The sequence below is a fragment of the Methylocella silvestris genome (genome assembly GCF_002891535.1).
Taxonomy (GTDB): domain Bacteria; phylum Pseudomonadota; class Alphaproteobacteria; order Rhizobiales; family Beijerinckiaceae; genus Methylocapsa; species Methylocapsa silvestris_A.
The window spans coordinates 47288-68540 of record NZ_PDZR01000001.1 but is presented as its reverse complement, the minus strand read 5'-3'; the positions used below and the strand labels follow the sequence as shown (position 1 = coordinate 68540).

21 protein-coding genes are annotated in these 21253 nt (G+C 63.6%); 14 read left to right on the top strand and 7 right to left on the bottom strand.

What is annotated here, in order from left to right; genetic code table 11:
• Position 1: 1 nt before the first annotated feature.
• Together CR492_RS00315 and CR492_RS00310 are read left to right on the top strand one after the other, a co-directional pair.
• Positions 2-814, top strand: coding sequence for a DODA-type extradiol aromatic ring-opening family dioxygenase (locus CR492_RS00315; protein ID WP_102841738.1), 813 nt, complete (start codon positions 2-4; stop codon positions 812-814).
• Positions 815-904: 90 nt separating this feature from the next.
• Positions 905-1327, top strand: a complete 423-nt coding sequence (locus CR492_RS00310) for an OsmC family protein (RefSeq protein WP_102841737.1) — start codon at positions 905-907, stop codon at positions 1325-1327.
• A 42-nt stretch (positions 1328-1369) separates the two neighbouring features.
• Here the strand turns inward: CR492_RS00310 and CR492_RS00305 are convergent, their stop codons facing one another.
• From CR492_RS00305 to madL, 3 genes are read right to left on the bottom strand one after another with little or no spacing between them, the layout of a single operon-like run.
• On the bottom strand, positions 1370-2083 hold the full coding sequence (locus CR492_RS00305) for a GntR family transcriptional regulator (RefSeq protein ID WP_245411910.1): 714 nt from the start codon (positions 2081-2083) through the stop codon (positions 1370-1372).
• A gap of 12 nt (positions 2084-2095) precedes the next feature.
• Complete coding sequence (madM, locus tag CR492_RS00300; protein WP_102841736.1) at positions 2096-2860, bottom strand: malonate transporter subunit MadM; 765 nt, start codon at positions 2858-2860, stop codon at positions 2096-2098.
• 5 nt (positions 2861-2865) lie between these two features.
• Complete coding sequence (gene madL / locus CR492_RS00295) at positions 2866-3315, bottom strand: malonate transporter subunit MadL (protein WP_102842286.1); 450 nt, start codon at positions 3313-3315, stop codon at positions 2866-2868.
• A gap of 484 nt (positions 3316-3799) precedes the next feature.
• On the opposite strand from madL, the gene mdcA reads away from it, so the two are divergent.
• The 10 genes from mdcA to CR492_RS00245 all read left to right on the top strand — a co-directional run bounded on the left by mdcA (position 3800) and on the right by CR492_RS00245 (position 12045).
• The gene (mdcA, locus tag CR492_RS00290; protein ID WP_102841735.1) at positions 3800-5446 is read left to right on the top strand and encodes a malonate decarboxylase subunit alpha; all 1647 of its coding nucleotides are present in this window, start codon (positions 3800-3802) and stop codon (positions 5444-5446) included.
• 11 nt (positions 5447-5457) lie between these two features.
• Positions 5458-5775: a malonate decarboxylase acyl carrier protein gene (gene mdcC / locus CR492_RS00285; RefSeq protein ID WP_102841734.1), complete on the top strand. Its 318-nt coding sequence runs from the start codon at positions 5458-5460 to the stop codon at positions 5773-5775.
• Positions 5772-6701 (top strand): biotin-independent malonate decarboxylase subunit beta, encoded by a 930-nt coding sequence (locus tag CR492_RS00280; protein ID WP_210200224.1) that lies wholly within the window; start codon positions 5772-5774, stop codon positions 6699-6701. The genes mdcC and CR492_RS00280 overlap by 4 nt, the downstream gene beginning before the upstream one ends.
• Positions 6688-7416 carry a biotin-independent malonate decarboxylase subunit gamma gene (locus CR492_RS00275; protein ID WP_102841732.1) on the top strand — a complete coding sequence of 243 codons (729 nt, stop codon included), beginning with the start codon at positions 6688-6690 and terminating at the stop codon, positions 7414-7416. Before CR492_RS00280 ends, CR492_RS00275 begins: the two co-directional genes overlap by 14 nt.
• The gene (gene mdcG, locus CR492_RS00270; RefSeq protein ID WP_180982375.1) at positions 7409-8146 is read left to right on the top strand and encodes a malonate decarboxylase holo-[acyl-carrier-protein] synthase; all 738 of its coding nucleotides are present in this window, start codon (positions 7409-7411) and stop codon (positions 8144-8146) included. The genes CR492_RS00275 and mdcG overlap by 8 nt, the downstream gene beginning before the upstream one ends.
• Positions 8143-9099 (top strand): triphosphoribosyl-dephospho-CoA synthase MdcB, encoded by a 957-nt coding sequence (gene mdcB / locus CR492_RS00265; RefSeq protein WP_102841730.1) that lies wholly within the window; start codon positions 8143-8145, stop codon positions 9097-9099. The genes mdcG and mdcB overlap by 4 nt, the downstream gene beginning before the upstream one ends.
• Entirely contained in the window at positions 9096-10034 is a 939-nt protein-coding gene (locus CR492_RS00260) for an ACP S-malonyltransferase (RefSeq protein WP_102841729.1), read from the top strand. The genes mdcB and CR492_RS00260 overlap by 4 nt, the downstream gene beginning before the upstream one ends.
• Before the next feature lie 146 nt (positions 10035-10180).
• Positions 10181-11011, top strand: coding sequence for a quinoprotein dehydrogenase-associated SoxYZ-like carrier (locus CR492_RS00255; RefSeq protein ID WP_102842285.1), 831 nt, complete (start codon positions 10181-10183; stop codon positions 11009-11011).
• Positions 10986-11588 (top strand): rhodanese-like domain-containing protein, encoded by a 603-nt coding sequence (locus CR492_RS00250; RefSeq protein WP_102841728.1) that lies wholly within the window; start codon positions 10986-10988, stop codon positions 11586-11588. Before CR492_RS00255 ends, CR492_RS00250 begins: the two co-directional genes overlap by 26 nt.
• A gap of 40 nt (positions 11589-11628) precedes the next feature.
• Positions 11629-12045 (top strand): thioredoxin family protein, encoded by a 417-nt coding sequence (locus CR492_RS00245; RefSeq protein ID WP_102841727.1) that lies wholly within the window; start codon positions 11629-11631, stop codon positions 12043-12045.
• A gap of 17 nt (positions 12046-12062) precedes the next feature.
• On the opposite strand, the gene CR492_RS00240 is transcribed toward CR492_RS00245, so the two are convergent.
• Both CR492_RS00240 and CR492_RS00235 read right to left on the bottom strand, forming a co-directional pair.
• Complete coding sequence (locus tag CR492_RS00240; RefSeq protein WP_102841726.1) at positions 12063-12344, bottom strand: DUF427 domain-containing protein; 282 nt, start codon at positions 12342-12344, stop codon at positions 12063-12065.
• Between the two features lie 65 nt (positions 12345-12409).
• Positions 12410-14152 (bottom strand): di-heme-cytochrome C peroxidase, encoded by a 1743-nt coding sequence (locus CR492_RS00235; RefSeq protein ID WP_102841725.1) that lies wholly within the window; start codon positions 14150-14152, stop codon positions 12410-12412.
• A 208-nt stretch (positions 14153-14360) separates the two neighbouring features.
• On the opposite strand from CR492_RS00235, the gene CR492_RS00230 reads away from it, so the two are divergent.
• The gene (locus CR492_RS00230) at positions 14361-15449 is read left to right on the top strand and encodes a catalase family protein (protein ID WP_102842284.1); all 1089 of its coding nucleotides are present in this window, start codon (positions 14361-14363) and stop codon (positions 15447-15449) included.
• Here the strand turns inward: CR492_RS00230 and CR492_RS00225 are convergent.
• Positions 15358-18531, bottom strand: a complete 3174-nt coding sequence (locus tag CR492_RS00225) for an ATP-binding protein (protein WP_102841724.1) — start codon at positions 18529-18531, stop codon at positions 15358-15360. The genes CR492_RS00230 and CR492_RS00225 overlap by 92 nt on opposite strands.
• Before the next feature lie 612 nt (positions 18532-19143).
• Here CR492_RS00225 and CR492_RS20325 point away from each other — a divergent pair.
• Entirely contained in the window at positions 19144-19335 is a 192-nt protein-coding gene (locus CR492_RS20325) for a hypothetical protein (protein ID WP_146030120.1), read from the top strand.
• 395 nt (positions 19336-19730) lie between these two features.
• Here the strand turns inward: CR492_RS20325 and CR492_RS00215 are convergent, their stop codons facing one another.
• Entirely contained in the window at positions 19731-21182 is a 1452-nt protein-coding gene (locus CR492_RS00215; RefSeq protein WP_102841722.1) for an undecaprenyl-phosphate glucose phosphotransferase, read from the bottom strand.
• Positions 21183-21253 lie beyond the last annotated feature (71 nt).

Below are 21253 nucleotides of genomic sequence, written 5' to 3'. Positions count from 1 at the left end.
CATGGGCGCCCATCGTTTGCCGGTCTGGTTCATTCCGCATGGCGGCGGCCCGTGCTTTTTCATGGACCCGCCGCCGAAAGCCCCCGACGCCTGGAAGAAAATGGAGGCCTATCTGCGCGGGATTTCGGCTGCGGCCGGCGTCCGCCCGCGCGCGATCCTCGTCGTTTCCGGCCATTGGCTTGAGAAGCGCCCGACCGTCACGGCCGGCGCCAATCCGCCGCTGATCTATGATTATCAGGGCTTTCCGAAGCACACTTATGAGCTGCGCTATCCGGCGCCGGGCGACCCTCGCCTCGCCGCGGAGATCGTCGCGCGGTTGAAACAGGCTGGGATCGACGCTGGAGAGGACAAGGAGCGCGGCTTCGATCATGGCGTCTTCATCCCTCTCCTGCTGCTCTATCCACAGGCCGATATTCCCGTCGTGCAGCTCTCCCTCGTCGAGGGCATGGATCCGAAGACGCATATCGCTATCGGAGAGGCCCTTGCGCCCCTCCGCGACGAAGGCGTGCTGATCATCGGCAGCGGCATGAGCTTCCACAATCTGCAGAATTTTTACGGCGCCGATCCGCGCCTTCTGAAAATCGCCGAAAAATTCGACGCCTTCCTCGATGAGACTGTCGGACTCGACCCGGCCGCGCGCGCGCAGGCGCTGGCGGGATGGGAGAACGCCGCGGGCGCGCGCATCAGCCAGCCGCATGAGGATCATCTGATCCCGCTGATGGTCGCAGCAGGCGCCGCCGGCGCCGACAAGGGCGTGCGTGATTATTCTGATCACGTCTTCGGCGCGCCGATTTCCGGCTATCGTTTCGGCTAGCAAAACAATCGCTCTCGGGCGGAGCTTTGCGGGGGCTGAAAGCGTTACCGTGGCGCCGGCGCAGCCGGCGTAACGATTAAGAGGAAACTCATGAAAAAAACGGCATCAGCCGCCTGGCAGGGCGGATTCAAGGACGGGCAGGGCTCCATCTCGACACAAAGCGGCGCGCTCAAGGCCTATCCCTATGGCGTCGCCAGCCGCTTTGAAGACCAGCCGGGCACCAATCCGGAAGAATTGCTCGGCGCCGCCCATGCGGGATGCTTCACCATGGCGCTCTCGCTAATCCTCGGCGAGGCGGGATTCACCGCCGAGCAGATGGACACGCATGCCGAAGTAACGCTCGAAAAACAGGGCGAAGGCTTCGCCATCACCAAATCCCATCTCATCCTGCGCGCAAAAATTCCCGGGATCGACGCGGCGAAATTCGCCGAGCTCACAGATCAAGCGAAGCAAGGTTGCCCCGTCTCAAAGGTGTTGAACGCCGAGATCACGCTCGACGCCGCGCTGGCGTAGGCGCAAGACGCACGGCGAGGATCCGGCCGAATAGGCCGGGTCTCAATTTTCGGGATCGAGGCCGGAGAAATAGGCGCCGAGCGCGCTTGCCGCATTCAGCATATGCGCGCGCATGCGGCGGGCGGCTTCCTCGCCGTCGCCCTGCGCGATCGCGGTCATGATGCCGTCATGCTCGTCGCGCGAGCGGATGATCCGATCGGCCTGGCGCAATTGGGTGCGGCGGAAGGATTTCAGCCGGGCGCGGATGTTGACCGCCTGCTCGGCCATGAAGCCATTGTGGGTTGCTAGATAAATGGCTTCGTGGAAGCGGGTGTTGAAGGCGTCGTAGCCGTCGATATCGCGCCGGTCGACGAGTTTTTTCGACTGTTCGTGCATTTCGAGCAGACGGCTGCGTTCGAGCGGCGTGATGCGATAGGTCGCAAGGCGCACGCACATTGCCTCGATCTCGGCGGTCGTCTCGAACATGTCCATGATCTGCTCGGGCGTCAGCCGTGTGACGATGACGCCGCGGCGCGGCCGCATCTCGACAAGCCCGCTGACCGACAATTGACGCAAAGCCTCACGCACTGGGGTACGCGAGGCGCCAAAGCGATCGGCCAGATCCTGCTCGTCGAGGGCCGCTCCGGCCGGAAGACGGCCGGAGGCGATTTCATCCGTCAGCGCGTTGCGAATCTGATCCGAGAGAAGACCCGGATCCTCTCCAACCACTCTCAAGGACGCAAGTGTTCCGGCGCCTATGCGCACGCCCTTGGCCATAATGCCCGCTCCTCATCCCGTGATGGCGCGAACCGCCAGAAAGAAGATCGACGGCGCAACAAGACAACCGATGCCGGTATGGAAGGTTGCCGTCAATGCGCCATAAGGAACCAGCTTGGGGTCTGTTGCGGCAAGACCGCCGGCGACGCCGCTGACCGTTCCCATCAGGCCGCCGAAGGCCATCGCCGAGCGCGGATTGTCGAGGCCGATGATCTTGGCGAGCATCGGCGTGAACACCATCACCATCACCGCCTTCAACACGCCGGTGGCGATGGAAAGAGCGATCACGGTCGAACTCGCGCCAATCGCCGCTCCCGTCACCGGGCCGACAATATAGGTGATCGCGCCGGCGCCGATCGTCGTGATGCTGGCCGCATCCGTATAGCCGAAGGCGACGGCAAAGCCAGCGCCGATGAGGAAGGGCAGGACCGTGCCGATGGCGAGGGCGACGACGCCAATCAGCCCCGCCTTGCGCGCCTCGATGGCGTCGACCTCGAAGGCGGTGGCGACGATGGCGAAATCGCGCAGCATGGCGCCGCCAAGAAGACCGATGCCGGCGAAGACCGGGATATCGGCGAGGCCCTTCTGGCCGCCGCTGATGACGCCGCCGACATAGGCGAGGCCGAGACCGATGAGAATTGCGATCGCCGAGCCGTGGATGCGTCCGGCGGTTAGGCGTTTCGAGATGATGAGGGAGATCCACATCACAGCGCCGACTACGAAGAAGGCGGCGACGAGACTCTGCTCGGTGAAGACGTGCTCGATCATGTGCAACATGGCTTTCAGACCTTCCTGGCCGGGGCGTCGGGAATGAGGTCGCCGGCAATAATGTCGCCGCCGCGTTGGATCTCTTCCGGGTCATGCACGTCGGACGGCCGCTCGCGGCCGATGCGTCCGAGCAGCGCGGTCGCTGCGAAACAGGCGGTCACCGCCGTCACAGCGGTGACGAGCACCAGCGGGCCGCCGCTCAGCGCCTTGACCACATTCTGCTGCGCCGCCATGGCGACGACGATGGGGATATACATCGTGCCCCAGAATTCGATCCCGAGCTTGACGCCATGATTGAGGCCGCCGGATTTCTGGAGCCAGATCCGCGTGGCGATCAGCAGCATCATGGCGATGCCAACGCCGCCGACATTCGCCTTGACGCCGAGCGCGACGCCGAGAAGATCGCCAAGAAACACCCCGATGAGGGTGCAGAGGGAGAGAAGAGCGACGCCGAAGATCGTCATGATCCTGCGCCCTCCCTGAAAGCCGCGCGCGATGCGCCGGCGACGAGACATGGTCTCATTGCGCGTTCCTCCATCAAAAAACGTCGCTCTTGTTGGCGACTGGTAAAGTATACGTTATCCGCTAATAAAGGCAACTGTGTATACAAATTTATTTTGGCAATTCCCGCGGCCAAGCCATATCCTCAAATGGATGCGCAAGCGAAATTCTCCTGCACCGTATTTTCTATATAGTTGTAAAATAAAGCATATTTAAAAAAGGAGATGGCCACATCGCTGGCTGGAGCATGAAGGAAATTCTCTTTCCGCAAAGGCGGCGCTTACGTCAGCCTCATTTTATTTTGCAAGTTGTGTATGCGGGATATTGCCTTTTTGTTTTTTTTGTATGCACAATGGGTCCGTCAAATCCGGGCCGGGGCGCCTTTTCGCGCGGAAAAGCGCTGTCGCAGCCGGCTTGAGACTAATAAAGTTCAGGGGGGAGCGAAGCATGAGGCGATGGAACGCTGAGCGGGAAGCGCTGGCGCAGCGGATCGCGGCGGGGTCCGCCTTCGCGCGCGGCAAAATCGTCGCCGCCGCTGACGCGGGCGCGCTGATCGAGGCGGTGATCCGCCCCTTCGACCGCGTCTGCCTCGAAGGCGACAATCAGAAACAGGCCGATCTCCTCGCCCGCGCGCTGGCCGGCGTCGATCCGGCCAAGATCCACGATCTCCACATGGTGCAGTCGGGCGTTGTCCTGCCCGAGCATCTCGACGTCTTCGAGACAGGCGTCGCCAAGAAACTCGACTACGCCTATTCCGGCCCGCAGGCCGGGCGCATCGCCAAAATGCTGTTTGGCGGAAAGATCGAGCTTGGCGCCGTCCACACCTATCTCGAACTGTTCGCCCGCTACTTCATCGATCTCACGCCGAATGTCGCGTTGATCGCGGCGGTCAGCGCCGACCGCGACGGCAATCTCTACACCGGCCCCAATACCGAGGACACGCCGACCGTCGTCGAGGCGACCGCCTTCAAGAGCGGCGTCGTCGTCGCGCAGGTCAATGAGGTGGTTGAAAAACTGCCGCGCGTCGACATCCCCGGCGACCGCGTGCATTTCGTCGTCGAGGCGAAAAAGCCTTTCTATGTCGAGCCGCTGTTCACACGCGATCCAGGCGCCATCACCGAGACACAGATTCTGACCGCCATGCTGGCGATCAAGGGAATCTACGAGCCCTATGGCGTCAAGCGGCTGAACCATGGCATCGGCTTCAACACGGCGGCGATCGAGCTCTTGCTGCCGACCTTCGCCGAGCGTCTTGGCCTCAAAGGCAAGATCTGCACCCGTTTCGCGCTGAACCCGCATCCGACGCTCATTCCTGCGATCGAATCGGGCTGGGTTGAGCAGATCCACTGCTTCGGCTCCGAAGTCGGCATGGACGACTATATCGAAGCGCGCCCCGACATCTTCTTCACCGGCCCGGACGGATCGCTGCGCTCGAACCGGGCCTTCTGCCAGACCGCCGGCCTATACGCCTGCGACATGTTCATCGGCGCGACGCTGCAGATCGACCTTTCCGGCAACAGCTCCACAATCACCGCCTCGCGCATCGCCGGCTTTGGCGGCGCGCCCAACATGGGCTCCGACGCGCGCGGGCGCCGTCATCCGGCCGAACCCTGGCTAAAGGCCGGCCGCGAGGCTGACCCCGACGGCCTGCCGGCGCTGCGGCGCGGCCGCAAACTCGTCGTGCAGATCGGCGAGACCTTTGGCGAAGGCAATGCCCCTACTTTCGTGGAAAGTCTCGATGCGCTGATCCTCGCTGAAAAGCTCGGACTGGAGCTTGCCCCGGTCATGATCTACGCCGACGACATCACCCACATTGTGACCGAGGAAGGGATCGCCAATCTGCTGCTTTGCCGCGACAAGGACGAGCGCGAGCAGGCCGTGCGCGGCGTCGCCGGCTATACGGAGGTCGGACGTGGCCGCGACGCCAAAATGGTCCAGCGCCTGCGCGAGCGCGGCATCATCAAACGCCCCGAGGATCTTGGCATTAATGTGCTCGACGTCGACCGCAGCCTGCTCGCCGCGCGCTCGATCAAGGACCTCGCGCGCTGGTCCGGCGGCCTCTACCGGCCGCCCTCGAAATTCCGCAACTGGTGAGGAGTCCGGCCTTGGAAAATCTCTCTTTTGAACTCAAGGCGCGCCAAGCCGCCGGCGGCGCCAAGCATGAGGCTCTCGTTGGCGTCGTCGCCTCCGGCAATCTCGAAGTGCTGGTCGAGCGCGTGTTGCCGGAGCTTGAGTGCCGCATCGACATCGCAACCGCCGCGCATGGCTTTGGCGAGGTCTGGTCGGCTGTGGTCCGTGACTTCGTCGAACGCTATTCGCCGGGCGGGTTGCGCCTCTCCATCAATGACGGCGGCGCGCGGCCGGACACGGTCGCGCTACGGCTGGCGCAAGGGGTCAGAACCATCGAGGAGGTCGAATCTTGAGCGCGCTCTTGAACGAACATCCGGCGGACGTCAGCTGGTATGAGGCGAGCGCCAGAGCCCGCATCGCCGGATTGCTCGACCCCCACTCCTTCGCCGAATTCATCGGACCCGCCGCGCGCGAGTCGAGCCCGCATCTCGATATTTTCGACTTGCCGAAGCAATTCGACGACGGGCTTGTCGCCGGGCGCGGGACGCTTGCGGGAGAGCCGGTTTTGATCGCCGCTCAAGAAGGCCGCTTCATGGGCGGCGCCTTTGGCGAGGTCCATGGCGCAAAGCTTACCGGCCTGCTGCGCGCGGCCCATGCCTCGGGCGGGAGGATCAACACCGTGCTGATCGCCTTCGACACCGGCGGCGTCCGGCTGCAGGAGGCAAACGCCGGCGAACTCGCCATCGCCGAGATCATGCGCGCCATGCTCGAATTTCGCGCCGGCGGCGGCAAAGTGATCGGCCTCATTGGCGGGCGCGCCGGCTGCTATGGCGGCGGCGGACTGATCTCCGGTTGTTGCAGCGGCCTCGCGGTCTCCGAAGAAGGCCGCATCAGCGTCTCCGGCCCCGAAGTGATCGAGACCAACAAGGGCGTCGAGGAATTCGATTCGAAAGACCGCGCGCTGGTCTGGCGCACCATGGGCGGCAAGCACCGAAGGCTGATCGGCGTCGCGCAGCAATTCGCGGATGATACGGTCGCAAGCTTTCGCGCCGCCGCCTTGAGCCTCGTCGCGAAAGCGCCTTTGTTCAACCTCGCAGCGATGGACAAGGAACAGGCGCGGCTCGAACGCAGGTTGCAGCGCTTTGGCGCTTGCAAGGACGCCACCGAAATCTGGGCCGCCCTCGGCGCCAATGATCCGAAAGCCATCCCCGAGATGAACGCAGATGATTTCATCGCGCTCGCCGACCAGATTGCGGAGAATTCAGATGACGCTCGATGAAATTCTCGCCTCGCTGTTTCCAGCGGGCCATCAAGTCGCAGTCGACGCCGACGGGTTGATTTCCGGCGAAGGGCCGCTGCCGGACGGCGGCAAGGCCCTGGTCACTGGCGTCGCCAACGGGGCGCCCCTCGGCATTGAAGGCGCGGCAAAACTGGCAGGCGCGGCGCTCGCCGCCATCGCCTCCGGCCATAAGGGTCCGCTGGTCGTTCTCGTCGACAGCGACAGCCAGCGCATGAGCCGGCGCGACGAATTGCTCGGCCTCTCCGAATATCTCGCCCATCTCGCAAAAAGCCTCATCCTCGCCGACATGAGCGGGATCCACACCATCGGTCTGCTCTACGGCCACACGGCGGCGGGCGCCTTCATCGCGACGGCGCTGGCGACGCGCACGCTCGTCGCCCTGCCCGGCGCCCACCCCGAGGTCATGGATTTGCCGTCCATGTCGCGCGTGACGAAACTGTCGATCGACGTGCTGCGGGAAAAGGCGAAATCGACGCCTGTGTTCGCGCCCGGCCTCGAGAATCTGGCAAAAACCGGGGCGGTGCTGGAAACCTTCGATCCGGCCAGATCGCTTGCCGCGCAATTGTCCGAACTTCTCCAACGCAAAACCGCGGCCGGAGACGACCGCGACCTCATCGGCAAGGAGCGCGGCGGACGGCCGAAGGCCTATGACATCACGCGCGAGATCGAACGCCTGGCCGCAGCTGATGCCTGAGCCGGTTTGCGCGTGGGGAACGCCGTCCGCGCCCCGGCGTCACGCCCTGCTGCGGATCTGCCCGGAGGGTTTTGCCGCCGCGCTCGCAGCATTTGCGCAGGCGGAGCGCCGGGCCGGCGCGCCGGGCGAAATCCCGCCGATCGTCGCCGAATGGGCGAGCCGCGGACGCCCGCTGATCGCGCGGCGGCGCGGCGCTGGCGATCCGGCGGGCGCAGTTCCCGCCGGCCTGCCGCTGCCGCCCGCCTTCGGCAAGCTGCGCCTGGCGCTGGCTCTGGCGCCCTCGTCGATTCGCCGCATTGAACCGCCGCCATCTCTTGCTGACTGCGTCGACTTTGCGCCGGAAGACTGGCGCGAGCCAATCGCTGCGATCTTGCAGCTTTCCGGCCGCCTCGGCGTCGAGGCCAGAACCTTCGGCTCGCTCGCCTGGTCGCAGCTCACCGGCCTCACCTATCTCGGCTTGGCCTCCGACCTCGATCTGCTTTTCATCCTGCAGCCGGAGACGGACGTTGAAGCCCTTCTTCATGGCCTCGAACAGATCGACAGCGACTCGGCAACCCGCCTCGACGGCGAATTTCTGCGACTCGGGAGCGGTCAGGCCGTCAATTGGCGCGAGCTGGCGGGTGGAGCGGCGGAGGTTCTGGTCAAGGCGGACGACGGCCTCGCGCTGCGCCGGCGCGAGACGTTCCTCTGTCGCGATGATGCGGCCTCGCTCAGGCGGCGTGTCTCGTGACCGGGGCGCTGGCTGTTCGCGCGGATGCGCCTCGACTTGCTCCTTCGCTTGACAGGGGCGCAAAACCCTCGCCGCGCGAACTCGGCGCCCTCGCCGCCGCCTGTCTGCATCTTGAGGTCGAAACCTATCCGAAGCCGGGCCTCGTCAGCCAGATCGACAATGGCAGCCATAGCGACATGGACGCCGCTTTGCTCCATCGTAGCGCGCGCGCGCTCGAGCCCTTTTTCGTCACCCTCGCCGAGGCGGGCGCCGCGGGCGCGGACATGGGCAGTTTGCGCGCCATTGGCGTCGCGGCCGAAGCCGTCATGCTGAAGGCGACCTCGGGCGTCAACACGCATCGCGGCGCAATTTTCGGCCTCGGCCTGCTTTGCGCCGCAGCGGGCGCCGGCGCGGCGGCGCCGCTTGGCCTGACCGTGCGCGCCCGCTATGGACGCGCGATTGCCGAGGGTCCCGTTCCGCTGCGCAGCCATGGAGCCGAGGCGCGCCGCAGATTTGGCGCGAGCGGCGCGCGCGGCGAGGCGGCGGCGGGCTTTCCGGCTGTTTATCGAACTGGCGCGCCGGCTCTGGTCGACGGCCTGAAACGATCGGGCGGCGATTTCGAGGCCGCGCGGGTTCAGGCCGTCTTCGCGCTTATCGCCGGCGTGACAGACACGAATCTGCTGCACAGGGCCGCCGCCGCCGGACTCGCCTTTGCGCAAAGCGAGGCGCGCGGCTTTCTTCGGCGCGGCGGCGTCGGCGCCGCGGACTGGCGCGATGAAGCCGCGCGCATTCATGCGGCCTTTGTCGCAAGACGGCTCAGCCCCGGCGGCTCGGCCGACCTTCTCGCCTTCAGCCTGTTCGTTCATGCGGTCGAGCAGCTTCCGACCAGATTGAACCCATCCGTTCGACCTTTCGAATCCGGCCCGATTTCCTCCCAGTCGAATGATTTCATTCCACCGGAAAGCGGGCGATGACGCTCGCTATCCTCTGCTCGGGTCAGGGAACGCAGCACCCGGACATGTTCGCTTTGACCGGCGACGCGCCAGAAGCGGCGGATATTTTCGCAGCCGCGACGCAGGCGCTGGATGGCCGCGATCCACGCCGCTTTGTCAAAGAGGCGAGCGAGGCCGAATTGCACGCCAATGTGGCGGGACAGATTCTTTGCGTGACGCAGGCGCTCGCGGCCTTCGCGATTTTGAAGGACGAGCTTATTGTCGCCGGCGCGCGACAGTTGCTGGCCGGGTACAGCATCGGCGAGCTGGCCGCCGCGGGTTGCGCCGGTCTGTTTTCGGAAACAACGACGATCGATCTCGCCCGCCGCCGCGCGCTGTTCATGAATGAGGCGAGCGGGCCCGACGATGGCCTTGCTTTCGTGCGCGGTCTGGCGCGCGAGCCAATCGACGCGCTGTGCCTTCGCTTCGAGGCCAGCGTCGCCATCGTCAATCCCGGCGCGATGTTCGTGCTCGGCGGGACGAAGGAGGCGCTGCGCGGGCTCTGCGCCGAGGCCTTAAATCTCGGCGCGGCGAAGGCTGGCGCGATCAAGGTCAATGTCGCCTCCCACACGCCGCGCCTCAAACAGGCGAGCGCCCGTTTCGCCGAAGCGCTCGCCGCGACGCCCGCCAACCGGCCGTCCGCCGCTCTGCGCCTCGTCAGTGGGATCGACGCCGCGCCCGTGGTGAGCGTCCCGGTCGCGCTCGAAAAGCTCTCGGCGCAGATCTCCCAGACGATCGACTGGGCCGGATGTCTTGAAGCCTGCCTCGAAGCGGGCGCGTCGGCGTTTATCGAATTGGGGCCGGGACGCGCGCTCGCCGCCATGGCGGGAGACGCGTTTGGCGCCCCGGCGCGCAGCCTCGATGATTTCCGCACGCTGGCGGGAGCGAAGGCCTGGCTCGCCAACGCGGCGTCGTGAAGGAGCAGGACGCCGCCGGACTGGCGCGCCGCGGCTTGCCTTTTGGAGCGCCGCGCCACATCTGATAGGGTGAATGAACGGGAGACCGGCGCGGAACAGACTGCAAGAATCCGGCGCTGCAAAAAACTGCCATGGAGGAGACGACGATGCGGGCAACTTTCGCGCTCAAACTGGCGCTTTCGCTAGGCGTCGCTTTCGCGGCTCTCGCGGCGGCGCCTTTTACTGCGCCATCGGCCCGCGCGGCGGCCGGCGACGATCCGGCTCAGCGCGATGCGCGCTGGCTGGATATCGCCAAGACGATGTTCCAGGATCGCGCCCGCCAGAATGGCGAAGCGGTCATTTCGCTCGACGCGCCGCAGCGCGCGCTTGATGCGTCGCTAGTGCCGATGACCGTGACGCTCTCCGACAAGATCCCGATTAAGGGCATTTATCTCATCATTGACGACAATCCGTCGCCGGTCGCCGCGCATTTCACTTTTGGTCCCGCCGCCGATCCGCGTCAGATCAATCTCAGGGTGCGCATTAACTCCTACACCAATGTGCACGCCATCGCCGAGGCGGCGGACGGGACGCTTTACGAGACGGTGCAATTCGTCAAAGCGGCGGGCGGCTGCTCCGCGCCGATGGGCATGTCGGATGAGGAGGCGATGAAGGGAATGGGCGAGATCAGGCTGAAGCTTGCCGATGAGTCCTCTGACAAGCCGGCGCGGGCGACTTTGATGGTGCGCCATCCCAATTTCAACGGCATGCAGATCAACCAGGAGACGCGCGGCTACACGCCGGCGCGCTATATCCAGACCATCAGCGTCACAAGCGGCGACAACAAGGTCTTCGACCTCGAAACGGATATTTCGCTTGCGAGTAATCCCGTGATCGGCTTTGGCCTGAAGCCGCAGGGAGAGATCAAGGTCGCTGTCACGGATAGTGAAAAAGATCATTGGGAAAAGAGTTTTGCGGCGTCCCATCTCAGCAACTGAATCGGCGGCGCGCTGCGTTGCGACGGTCGCGCTCGCACTGTTGCTGACCGGAGCCGCCGACAGCCCCGGTCATGTGCCGGAGCCTGACGGTCTTTGGCAGGGCGTTATGCGCGGCTATACGCCAAACAGCGTCAAGGGCGCGCGCGTTCTCGACACCGCTGAGGCCGTCAGGCTGATCGAGGAGAAAACCCCGGTGTTGCTGGATGTCGGCCCCGCCGATAAAAGGCCGGCCTCGATGTCGCAGACGACGCCCTGGATGCCGGCGCATCGATCGATTCCGGGAGCGGTGTGGATGCCGGGCGGCGGCAGCGGCACGCCGGACGCGCAATTTTCCGAATCGTTCCGCAGCCGCGTCGCGGCCCTGACGGGCGGCGACGTCGAGCGGCCGATCATCACCTTTTGTCACCCGGAATGCTGGGGCAGCTGGAACGCCGCCAAGCGTCTTGTCGGGTTCGGCTACAAAGAGGTCTATTGGTACCCCGACGGGCTGGAGGGGTGGCAGACAGAACGCGAACCCGTGACCGTTACGCCGGATCCGGTGTGGGCGTTGGCGGCCCCGGCCGACCAGCCGAAATGACCCAGGTTCGGGCCGGCGCCGATGTCGTCGAAGGAATGATATGATGATCGCCCGACGATCCCTGCTGGGAGGCGCCCTCGCCTTGGCCGGCGCGTTCTATGCCGGGGTCGCGCTCACGGGCTCAGCGCGCGCTGGAGGACCGCCGGCGCCGTTCGACGCGCAGAGCTTCGAAGCCGCGCAGAAAGCCGACAAGCCGATTCTCGTTGAGATCACGGCGCCCTGGTGTCCCGCCTGCGCCGCGCAAAGGCCGATCATCGAACGGCTGCGCGCCCTGCCGCGCTTCGACGAACTGCAAATTTTCACCATCGATTTCGATACGCAAAAAGAGCTTATGCGCCGTTTTGGCGCCACCTTGCAGAGCACGCTCATCGGCTTCAAGGGTCCGCAGGAGATCGGGCGCTCGATCGGAGAAACACAGAGCGAATGGATCGAATCCTTGCTCGACAAGACGCTCTGATTTTCTTGGCGCCTCGATCAGCTGATCTTGACGCCTTTCCAGAAGGCGATCCTGTCCTTGATCTCGGCCGCGGCCGGCTTCGGATCCGGATAATACCAGGCGGCGTCGGCATTTTCGGCGCCGCCGGCGACGATCGTGTAGTAATGCGCGACGCCTTTCCAGGGGCACATGGTCGTGGTCGCGCTCGGCTTCAAAAATTGCGCCGGGACATCCTCTTTGGGGAAATAATGATTGCCTTCGACGATGACGACATCATCGGATTTGGCGATCGTCACGCCGTTCCAGATCGCTTGCGGCATTTCAAACCTCCCCCGTCTCAACGTGTGACGCCCTAAGTGGCGCCCGCAGGGCGGCCGCGCAAGCGTCACAGCGTCTTGAGATATTCCAGCAACGCCTTTTTGTCGTTCTCGTCCAGATTGACGCCATAGACATGACCGCAGCGGCTTTCGCCCGAGTGGAGATCGCTGCAATCCGTCGTCTGCAATGTCGAGGCGCCCGCCGGCTGCTCGGCGGCAAGGCCGACCGCCTCAACATCATAGGCCGGGCCGACCTTGAAGCTCGCCTTGCGCTTGTCCGGCGTTTCGAGCAAATCCTTCAGCGTCGCGACCGAGCCATTGTGCAGATAGGGCGCGGCGGCCCAGATTCCCTGTAGCACGCGCGCCTCATATCCTGGCGTCGCATCGGCCAGATTCTTGCTTAGATTGCGAATATTCTGAAGCGACTGGAACAAGCCGTCGAGCCCCGCGAGCGAGGGCCGGAGCTTCAGAAGCTCCACCCATTGGCCGAAGCCCGCCACAGGATTGGCGGGGAATTTGACGTAATTTTGCGCGATCGAGCCAAGCACTGCGACGGCGAGAACGTCCACCGCATAGGCGTCCAATTTGAGCGGCTTCACGAGCCCGGGAATCTCAGCTCCCGTCAACACGCCGGGGTCGACCGTGCGGCGCAAAATGTCCCATTCGCGCCGATCGGAGCCAGCATCTTGCAGTGTCGTGCGCCAGGTGGGCTCGTTCGGGAATTGCACCTGCCCGTCGCGTTTGCCGTGGCACTTCGCGCAGTTCGCTTCGAACAGGACTGCGCCCTGGCTGACAAGAGCCTGATCAACTTTCCAGGGCCAGCGCGGCGGCTCGATCGTCTTCATATAAGTTTCGAGCGCGGTCAGGCCGTCAAAATTCGCGGAGTTATTCGCGACATAATCATATTTGAGGAATCGCGGCGCATTCGGCTGCGGATGAAAGATGGCGAACACGCCGAACACTTCGCCAAGATTGCGCGGCAGGCCAAGAAGATCGCTGCCATTGTCGGAAAATCCCGGCCATTGCGTCTTGTCCTGTTTCGCCGCGTTCCACAGGAAGGGATAGCGCACCGGCGCATCGGCCTTCTTGATGTTGTCTTCGATCACATAGTGTGGCGAAGCCCCGAGATCGAGGCCGGTCAGGCGGTTGAAGATCATCGAGACAGCGTCGAGCCGCCCGAAGCCCCAGTTCACATCCTTCAACGCGATCGATATCAGTGTATGATATGGATAATACCAATCGGCAACTTGCGCGCGCAAGGCGGTGATCGCCTCCGGCCTTGCGCCTGAGCCGAGCGTCGCGGCGGCAAACTCGGCGAAGGCCGGTTCGCTCGCAAGGACGGCGCCGACCGCCGCGTCAAGGTCGCTCAGAAAACTCTGAAAATCGACGATCGCCGGTCCGCCGTCGATGCGGTAATCCTTCTCCGCGACGGAGATCTGCCGCGTGTGGCACGCGGCGCAGGTCATCCCGACATATTCGACGCGATCGAAAGAAGCGGTGTGGAATCCAACCGGCAGACCATTGCTGTTTTCAGGATTGGGCAAATAACCATAGCGCGTCAGGCCATCCCCCAGAAAAAGGCTGCCGTCGCCGCGCTTCAGCGCCTTGAGCCAGGCGAGCGCGATGATCCGCGAGCCCTGATCCTGGCTGTAGAAAGCGGTTCTGGCCTGCTCCCAATCCTTGCCCTGGTCGAGCCAGACGAGGGGGCGGTCCTTCGCCTGCGCCGCACAGGGGCCGCCAAGACAGGCTGAAATCGCCGCAGCGAAGCGAAGGATGCGGATTGGCGCCGAAATGCGCGTTGACAGGCTCATGGCGATCCCTTGAAAATTTGCGCGCCTGCCCGGTCGCTCCCGTTTAATCGCCCCGCTCGCTCAGGTGGCAGATTTCCCGGAAGACGCGACAGTGAAAGCGCCGGTTGATTCAAAATGGATTCGATGGTGAAATACATGCAGCGTTTTTACGCTTTTGCGTTGCTATGACCTAACCATTGTCGATCTCTTTTTTTCAACTGGCAAGCCCATGCCGAACCATCCCTATGTTCCTTACAGCGACAGCGTCGAGGTTGTCGCCGGTGACGAAGACGCCGTGATCCGGCAGATTCTCGAGAAGGCGGCCGCTGCCGGCAAAGCGACCTTCGAGAGCTATCGCCACGCAGTCCGGCAGGCGCACGCCAAAAGCCATGGCGTGCTGAAGGGCGAGCTGAAAATCTATGACGGCCTGCCGCAACATCTGCGGCAGGGACTCTTCGCGGAACCGAAAACCTATCCGGTCATCGTGCGCTTTTCGACCGCCCCCGGCAAAATTCACAGCGATCGCGCGCCATCCAATTGCGGCATGGCGATCAAGATTTTGGGAGTCGAGGGGCCGAAGCTCGACGCGGCGGATGTGTCACGCAATCAGGATATTCTGCTCGTCAACAGCACGACCTATTTCGGCACGCCAGCGAAATATCGCAGCGTGCAAGGCTTGATCGAGAAGGCGGACAATTCCCCGGATGAGCTTTTGCGGGTCTCCAATGAGATCGGACGCATGCTGAAAGCCGCATGGACGACGATTGCCGGGCCGCCGCCAACTCTTTTGAAGGCGATGGCGGCGCCGCCGAACCACATTCTGGGCGAAACCTTCCACTCTATGGCGGCGCTCCGTTTCGGCGGCTATATCGCCAAGCTGAGAGCCGCCCCTTTGTCGGAGTCTGTACGCGCGCTGACCGGCGTTCGCGCCGATGAAGCCGACACAACCCTTCGCGACCGCGTCGTCGAGTTCTTCAAGACGCAAACCGCCGAATATGAGCTGCAAGCGCAGCTTTGCGTCGACCTTGCGCAGATGCCGGTCGAGGACGCCTCGGTCGAATGGTCCGATGCGCTTTCGCCGCCCGTGGGGGTCGCAAAGATCACGCTTGGACCCCAGGACGCCTATAGCGCCGACCGCCAGGTTTACGCCGACGATACGCTCTCCTTCACGCCCTGGCGCGGACTTGCGGCGCACCGGCCGCTCGGCGCCATCATGCGGCTTCGCCTCAAGGTTTATGAGGACTCGAGCCGTTTCCGACACGAGAAGAATGCGCGTCCGCGTGTCGAACCGGCAGATTTGGCGGAATTGCCGGATTAGGCGGCCCGCGCCGCGTTTCCGCCTCGTAGTTTTCAAGCAGGCTGGCGCGCAGCGGATGGCGTTCGTCGAACATGCCGGCAAGGCGATTGACGATCGTCTCGCCCCTCGCCTTCAGCGCCGCCGCCGCGCTGGCGTTCCCGGTCGTCTGATGAAAGGCGGCGAACGCCAGAAAGAGACGCCAGGCGGCGAGCGGCGCCTCCCCGGCTTCGACGATCTCGACGCCCTTGGCGAAATGCGCGGCCGCCTCCTCCGGCGCGTTTTCGAGCGCGGCGATTTCGCCGAGAATGCTGTGCGACAGCGCCAGATAGGTCTGCTCCCGCTGCGGCGTGGCATAGGCGTTGAGCCTTAGCGCCTCTTCCCTTGCGCGCGGAAGATCGCCAATTTCCAGCCAGTATCGGCAGACGCAGAAATAATGATGTGGATAGAACGAGGTATCCATCGAGACGCCCTCGATGTCGATCTTGCGCCGGATCGCATCGAGCTGGGCCTTCGCCTCGTCATAATCGCGCAGGCCAATGGCAGCCTTGAACAACAGATTGCGGCCGAGAAAGAAATTGAAGGGGTTCTTTTCAATATCGGCGTCGATGATCGCCTCGCCACGCCGCCTTGCGCCAGCAAAGTCAAGCGCCTCCGCGTGCAGCCAGGCGATCGAAAATTCGCCCAGCGCCGCCGCCTGTCTATTGGCGTTCCTCTGGCTCATCGCCACCGCCGCGCTGGCGCTCTGCAGCAGCTGGCGCCATTCGCCAAGGTGCAAATAGGCGAAAGCCTCGAGCATATTGTAAATGGCGAAGAGATAGACGTCGCCGATCGCCTGGGCCATCGCCTGCGCGACTCCGGTCCTCTCGCAGCAGGCCCGGTATTGCGAGGTAAGGTATTGAAGCACCATATCAATCGAGCAGCGCCGCAGGACGATGCGCGGATCCCTTGAGTCTGCCGTGATCCGCATCGCCTCAAAGCAGATCTCGGCCTGCTCGGCGCTCCAGCCCTCCAGCAGGAGATTGAGGTTGGAGCTGTTGCCGCGGATCAGCGCCTTCAGGACCTCGTCGTCCAGCAACTCGCTCTTGACGACCGCCTGTCGCGCCAGTTCGAGGCAGCGGCTGCGTTCGACATAAAGGCCAAACCGGCTGAGATCCATCAGTCCGGCGACCTCGATGGCGGGCTGGCCCGCTTCCGCGGCGCAGACGACCATGACCGAAATATCGGCGAGCGAGCCCGGCAGATCTCCCGCCGAACGACGCGCCCAGCCGCGCTTGTTAAGAAGCTCGAGGCGGGCCGAAAGCCGGTTCTCGCCGGCGGGCAGACGCTCGACAAGACCCAGCGCGCGCGTCAAATAGGTCGCCGCCTCCTGATTGCTGAAGCGCCGGGTCGAGCCGTCGGCGGCTTCGGCGAGATAGCGCACCGTACGCGCGAAATCGCGGCCTTCCTCGAAATGCAGGGCGAGCACGGCGGCGATTTCCGATGTCCGCGCGCCATATCCGCGTTCGAGAGTCGCCCCCAATTGCCGGTGCAGCATGACGCGGCGCGCCGGCGAAAGCCGGTCGTAAAGAACCTCCTGGTAAAGGGCGTGCAAAAAGGCGTAGCGGCCGGCGACCGTGCCATCAGGCCATTCGGAGATCCCGTCCGCGCTCAGCACCTGCCCCTTGCGCGCGAGCTCCTCGAAGGCGAGTTCGACCTCTTCGGGCGCCTTGCCCATGCCGCCGGCGACTGCGGCGGCGGAAAACTCCGCGCCGATCGCGCTCGCCGCCTCGAGCAGTCGCTGCTCGTCGGCGGGCAGACGGTCGATCTGTCGCGCGATCATTTCATGCAGGTCGCGCGGCATGCCCTCCTGCGAGACGGTCTTGCCCGGCGCAAGCCGCCAGCCCCCCTCCGCCGTGATGAGTTCGCCCTGATCGATGAAATAATCGACAAGCGACACGACGAACAGCGGATGGCCGCCGGTGCGCCGCAGGACCATCGGCGCCAGCGAAAGCGCGAGCTCGGCGTCGCCAAGCCGCAGGGCAAGATAACGCTCGACCTCGGCGTGCGACAATTTGTTGAGGGCGATCTCCGAGCAGCGGCCGTGGATCTGCAATTCCTGATGGACGGCGCGCATCGGATGACCGCCGACGGCGACGTCGATCGGCCTATAGGTGGCGACGACCATGACCGCCGCCTCCTGATCGCGCTGGGCAAAGCGCGACAGCACGTCGAGCGTCGCGTAGTCGCTCCAGTGCAGATCCTCAAGAATGATGAGCCAGGGCCGATCCTTGCTCAGCTCTTCCATCAGTTCGCAGAATTCGCGCAGCATGCGCTCGCGCGAGGCGCCGAAGGTCTCGCTTTTCAAGGCGGCGGGATCGCGGCCTTCGATCTGCCCGGGCAATTGGGCGAGCCAGGTCGGCGCATGATCGCGCAGCGTTTGCAGCAATAAACCGCCGTCCGGTCCGGCGCAGCCGTCGGAAAGCGCCTCGTTTAGCGGCAGAAACGCTTCATCCGTGCCGAAATGCTCGATGCAGCGGCCAATGAGAACGCCGACATCCCGATTGGCGAGCCGGTCGACCAGCATTTCGGCGAAAGTCGTCTTGCCGATTCCGGCTTCGCCGGTAATAAAAACGGTCTGGCGCCGGCTCCAGACGGCCTGTTCGAACCATTGCTCCATGGTTGCGAGCGCGCTTTCGCGGCCCACCCACCAATGCGGGCGCGGCGGCCTTATCGGGGCGGCGGCTCTTACGCGCGGCGCCTCCTGCGGCTCGGCCGAGGTCTCGATGGAAACTGGCGCGATGAAGCGATAGCCCCGCCGCGTCACCGTCTCGACATAGCGCGGCGCCTTGCTGTCGTCGCCAAGAGCGAGGCGCAAGGCGTTGATAGATACGCTCAAACTTGATTCAGTGACGTGAAGATTGTTCCAGACGGCGTCCAGAAGCTCGTCCTTGGTGACGAGTTCGCCCGCGTGTTCAACCAGATAGCAAAGCACGCCGAAAGGCTTCGGAGCCAGGGCGACACGCTCCTGCCCGCGCCATAAAAGTGCGTTGGCGGCGTCGAGAACAAACCCATCGAAGGACAGCCGCGCCACCTTCTCCCCTTTCTGACGCCTTTCGATGCGCACCTACGTCCCGCCTCCAACTTAAGAATAACGTAAGGACGTCCTAAGGACGCAATGGCGGCCGTCGGATAATGATCTGATTTGTCGCCGCCAAGCGAGGCTTGCGGGGCGGCGAATGGCCTGCTGGTCCCCGATTAACAGAAACAATGACACGCCTCTCTGCATACGCAAGCGAGGCGTGAACAGCAAGGGTTGCGCTCGCTGGGGTTCTGTTGATCTCCGATAGCCTTGTCCCGCGAGAGCGCCCGGTCTCGCGAGGTGAGATTTAGCACAAAGGCTTCGACGTCGAGGGGTCATAAGAGTGAGAGAAGATCGCCAGGCTGCTTCAAGGTCGTGACGCCGCCCAAGTCGTCTGTCGGTTCTCTTGATCTTAAATGCTGATTGGCGTCGGCGCAGGCTATTACTGGCCTTTTTGATCGCGAGTGCTGGAACAAAAATGCTCGCAAATCTCTTTTAATACGTCCTTATGTTCTCGTTCCTGCGCATTTCCCAGCAGATGCGCAGGAATTTTTTATCGTTTTATTGAATAAGCCCATGCTTGTTTTGAATTTATTCGGGTGACCTAAAAATAGCCGACTCCTATGGTTGGTTAAGACGGCTTGTGGAGTGCAAAGCATGAACCAGCGCGCACAAATGATCGGAGGGCCTTCATTTGCCAGCATTCTGTGCTGGCGCGAAGCATGCGGCTGGCTGGCCGCCTTCGGGGCCGTCGTCGTCATCATGAGCGGCCTTCTTTACGCCGGCGCAGGCATTCAACACAGGAAATTTGGGGAAAGCGCCAGGGCAGACATTTCTCTGCCACGCTAACCGGGAACGATACCGGAGCAAATTCCGATGAAAGCGTCCATTCGTTTCCAACGACAGCGCCAACCGCTGGACAAGACAAGGAACCGCGCGCAGGCGCAGTTCGCTTCGAGCGCCCGCTCGCTGAGCGCAAGCTCCTTGAACCCCGGATCCTCAAATTTTCGCTTTGATCCATCGGCGATCGCCAATCGCCGCAGCTTTTCGATGGATTTAGCGACCAGCGCCGTCCTGACGGGCGCAAAGCCTCCGGCTGCTTTCGTCGAGCGCCCGCCGCTTCTCCCGATTCCAACAGATCGAGGCGGGGTGTCCCCCGGCGCGCTCACCCTCCGCTGGCTGGTCAAGGCCCCGGCGCGTTCCGCGTCCGATGCGCGGAAGTAGCTCCGGTCCGGCGCGGTTCGTCAAAATGCATTCTGGCTGCGGATTTCCCGCAGGACGGTCATGACGACGATTTTGAGATCGAACAACACCGACCAATTGTCGATATAGAAAAGATCGCATCGCACGCGATTTTCGACCTGCTCCACGGTCGTCGTCTCGCCACGCCAGCCATTGACCTGCGCCCAGCCCGTAATGCCCGGCTTGACCCGATGCCGCAGGGCGTATTTCTGCACCACTTCTGCGAAGAGCCGGTCGGCCGCCTTGGTGTTCGGCGCATGGGGCCGAGGTCCGACAAGGGACATGGTGCCATTCAACACATTGAGCAGCTGCGGCAACTCATCGAAACTGAGCTTGCGCATCCATCGCCCGACGCGGGTGATGCGCGGATCGTCGCGGGTCGTCTGCTTGTCCGCCATGACATCCGTCATATCCGCATACATTGTTCTGAATTTGTAGCAGACGAACATGCGGTTGTTGAAGCCAAGACGCGGCTGCCGAAACAGGATCGGCCCGCGGCTGTCCAGCTTGACGGCAAGAGCAAGAACGGCAAGCAGCGGCGATAAAATGACGAGCGCAATAATCCCGGCCGCATAGTCGAAGCACATCTTCTTGGCGGCGCTCCAATCCTTCATCGGATTTTCTCCGATGGCGATCACCGGATTGGCGCCGACCGCGCCGAATTGATGTCCGTGGTAGGCAAGGCCGGCGAGATCAGCCGTCAGACAGACATCCGCGACCGTGCTGCTCAACTGCTCCAGGACATCGGCGATCCGCCCCGCGGCGCCAAGGGGCAAAGCTACGGCGATCACATCGATTCGCTCGGCCCGGCTGTCGCGGACGAGATCAGCGACCGAACCGCGCACGACCACATTGGCGTGAACGCCCGGCACGCGGCCGGAGCGCAGACGATCGTCATAGACGCCGACAATTTCAAAATCATCGGGCTCCGCCCGCAGACGCTCGATGAACTCGCGGCTGAACTCGCTGACCGCGACGACGGCGATCCGCCGCCGGAAACGGCCGGCGCGGGTCCAACGCGTCATCAGCATGTCGAGACCGACGCGACTCCCGGCGAGCAACAGCAGCGCGGCGAAGGCGAAAACAAAAGGGAAGGCGCGCGGCGCCTGCGTCCCGGCGCCGACGAAAAAGAGGCCGATGATCGCCGCCGCACCCGCCAGGGTTGCCGCCTTTACAATCGGCCAGAGCTGCGATCTGAGAGAGCGCAGGCGCTCGATCGCGTAGCCGCCCCCGGACGCGAGCACCATGCAGCCTGCGCCGGCGCCGATGATGGCCGCCTGCGCCAGAGGCCCCTGCAATTGCGTCTCGAAGACGCCGCCAAGCCAGGCGCCGGCGATCGCCGCGGCGGCAAGGAAAAGCAACACGTCAAACGCCCGCACAAGCCCGGTGAAGACCGGCGTGGAAATTGTCGGGGCGTCCTGTGTCTGCGGGATATGCGAGGCGAGACTGGCCATGAATTGATCGGTTCCAGACGTGAGGCTGACGCTTGACGCGTGGTTTAAATTGAGAGGCTGCTTCCGCCAAA

Excerpts from the sequence above, each read along its gene's own strand:
- CR492_RS00315 (WP_102841738.1), top strand. The coding sequence starts at position 2 with ATGGGCGCCCATCGTTTGCCGGTCTGGTTCATTCCGCATGGCGGCGGC.
- CR492_RS00310 (WP_102841737.1), top strand. The coding sequence starts at position 905 with ATGAAAAAAACGGCATCAGCCGCCTGGCAGGGCGGATTCAAGGACGGG.
- CR492_RS00305 (WP_245411910.1), bottom strand. The coding sequence starts at position 2,083 with ATGGCCAAGGGCGTGCGCATAGGCGCCGGAACACTTGCGTCCTTGAGA.
- madM (WP_102841736.1), bottom strand. The coding sequence starts at position 2,860 with ATGTTGCACATGATCGAGCACGTCTTCACCGAGCAGAGTCTCGTCGCC.
- madL (WP_102842286.1), bottom strand. The coding sequence starts at position 3,315 with ATGACGATCTTCGGCGTCGCTCTTCTCTCCCTCTGCACCCTCATCGGG.
- mdcA (WP_102841735.1), top strand. The coding sequence starts at position 3,800 with ATGAGGCGATGGAACGCTGAGCGGGAAGCGCTGGCGCAGCGGATCGCG.
- CR492_RS00275 (WP_102841732.1), top strand. The coding sequence starts at position 6,688 with ATGACGCTCGATGAAATTCTCGCCTCGCTGTTTCCAGCGGGCCATCAA.
- mdcG (WP_180982375.1), top strand. The coding sequence starts at position 7,409 with ATGCCTGAGCCGGTTTGCGCGTGGGGAACGCCGTCCGCGCCCCGGCGT.
- CR492_RS00260 (WP_102841729.1), top strand. The coding sequence starts at position 9,096 with ATGACGCTCGCTATCCTCTGCTCGGGTCAGGGAACGCAGCACCCGGAC.
- CR492_RS00255 (WP_102842285.1), top strand. The coding sequence starts at position 10,181 with ATGCGGGCAACTTTCGCGCTCAAACTGGCGCTTTCGCTAGGCGTCGCT.
- CR492_RS00245 (WP_102841727.1), top strand. The coding sequence starts at position 11,629 with ATGATGATCGCCCGACGATCCCTGCTGGGAGGCGCCCTCGCCTTGGCC.
- CR492_RS00240 (WP_102841726.1), bottom strand. The coding sequence starts at position 12,344 with ATGCCGCAAGCGATCTGGAACGGCGTGACGATCGCCAAATCCGATGAT.
- CR492_RS00235 (WP_102841725.1), bottom strand. The coding sequence starts at position 14,152 with ATGAGCCTGTCAACGCGCATTTCGGCGCCAATCCGCATCCTTCGCTTC.
- CR492_RS00230 (WP_102842284.1), top strand. The coding sequence starts at position 14,361 with ATGCCGAACCATCCCTATGTTCCTTACAGCGACAGCGTCGAGGTTGTC.
- CR492_RS20325 (WP_146030120.1), top strand. The coding sequence starts at position 19,144 with ATGAACCAGCGCGCACAAATGATCGGAGGGCCTTCATTTGCCAGCATT.
- CR492_RS00215 (WP_102841722.1), bottom strand. The coding sequence starts at position 21,182 with ATGGCCAGTCTCGCCTCGCATATCCCGCAGACACAGGACGCCCCGACA.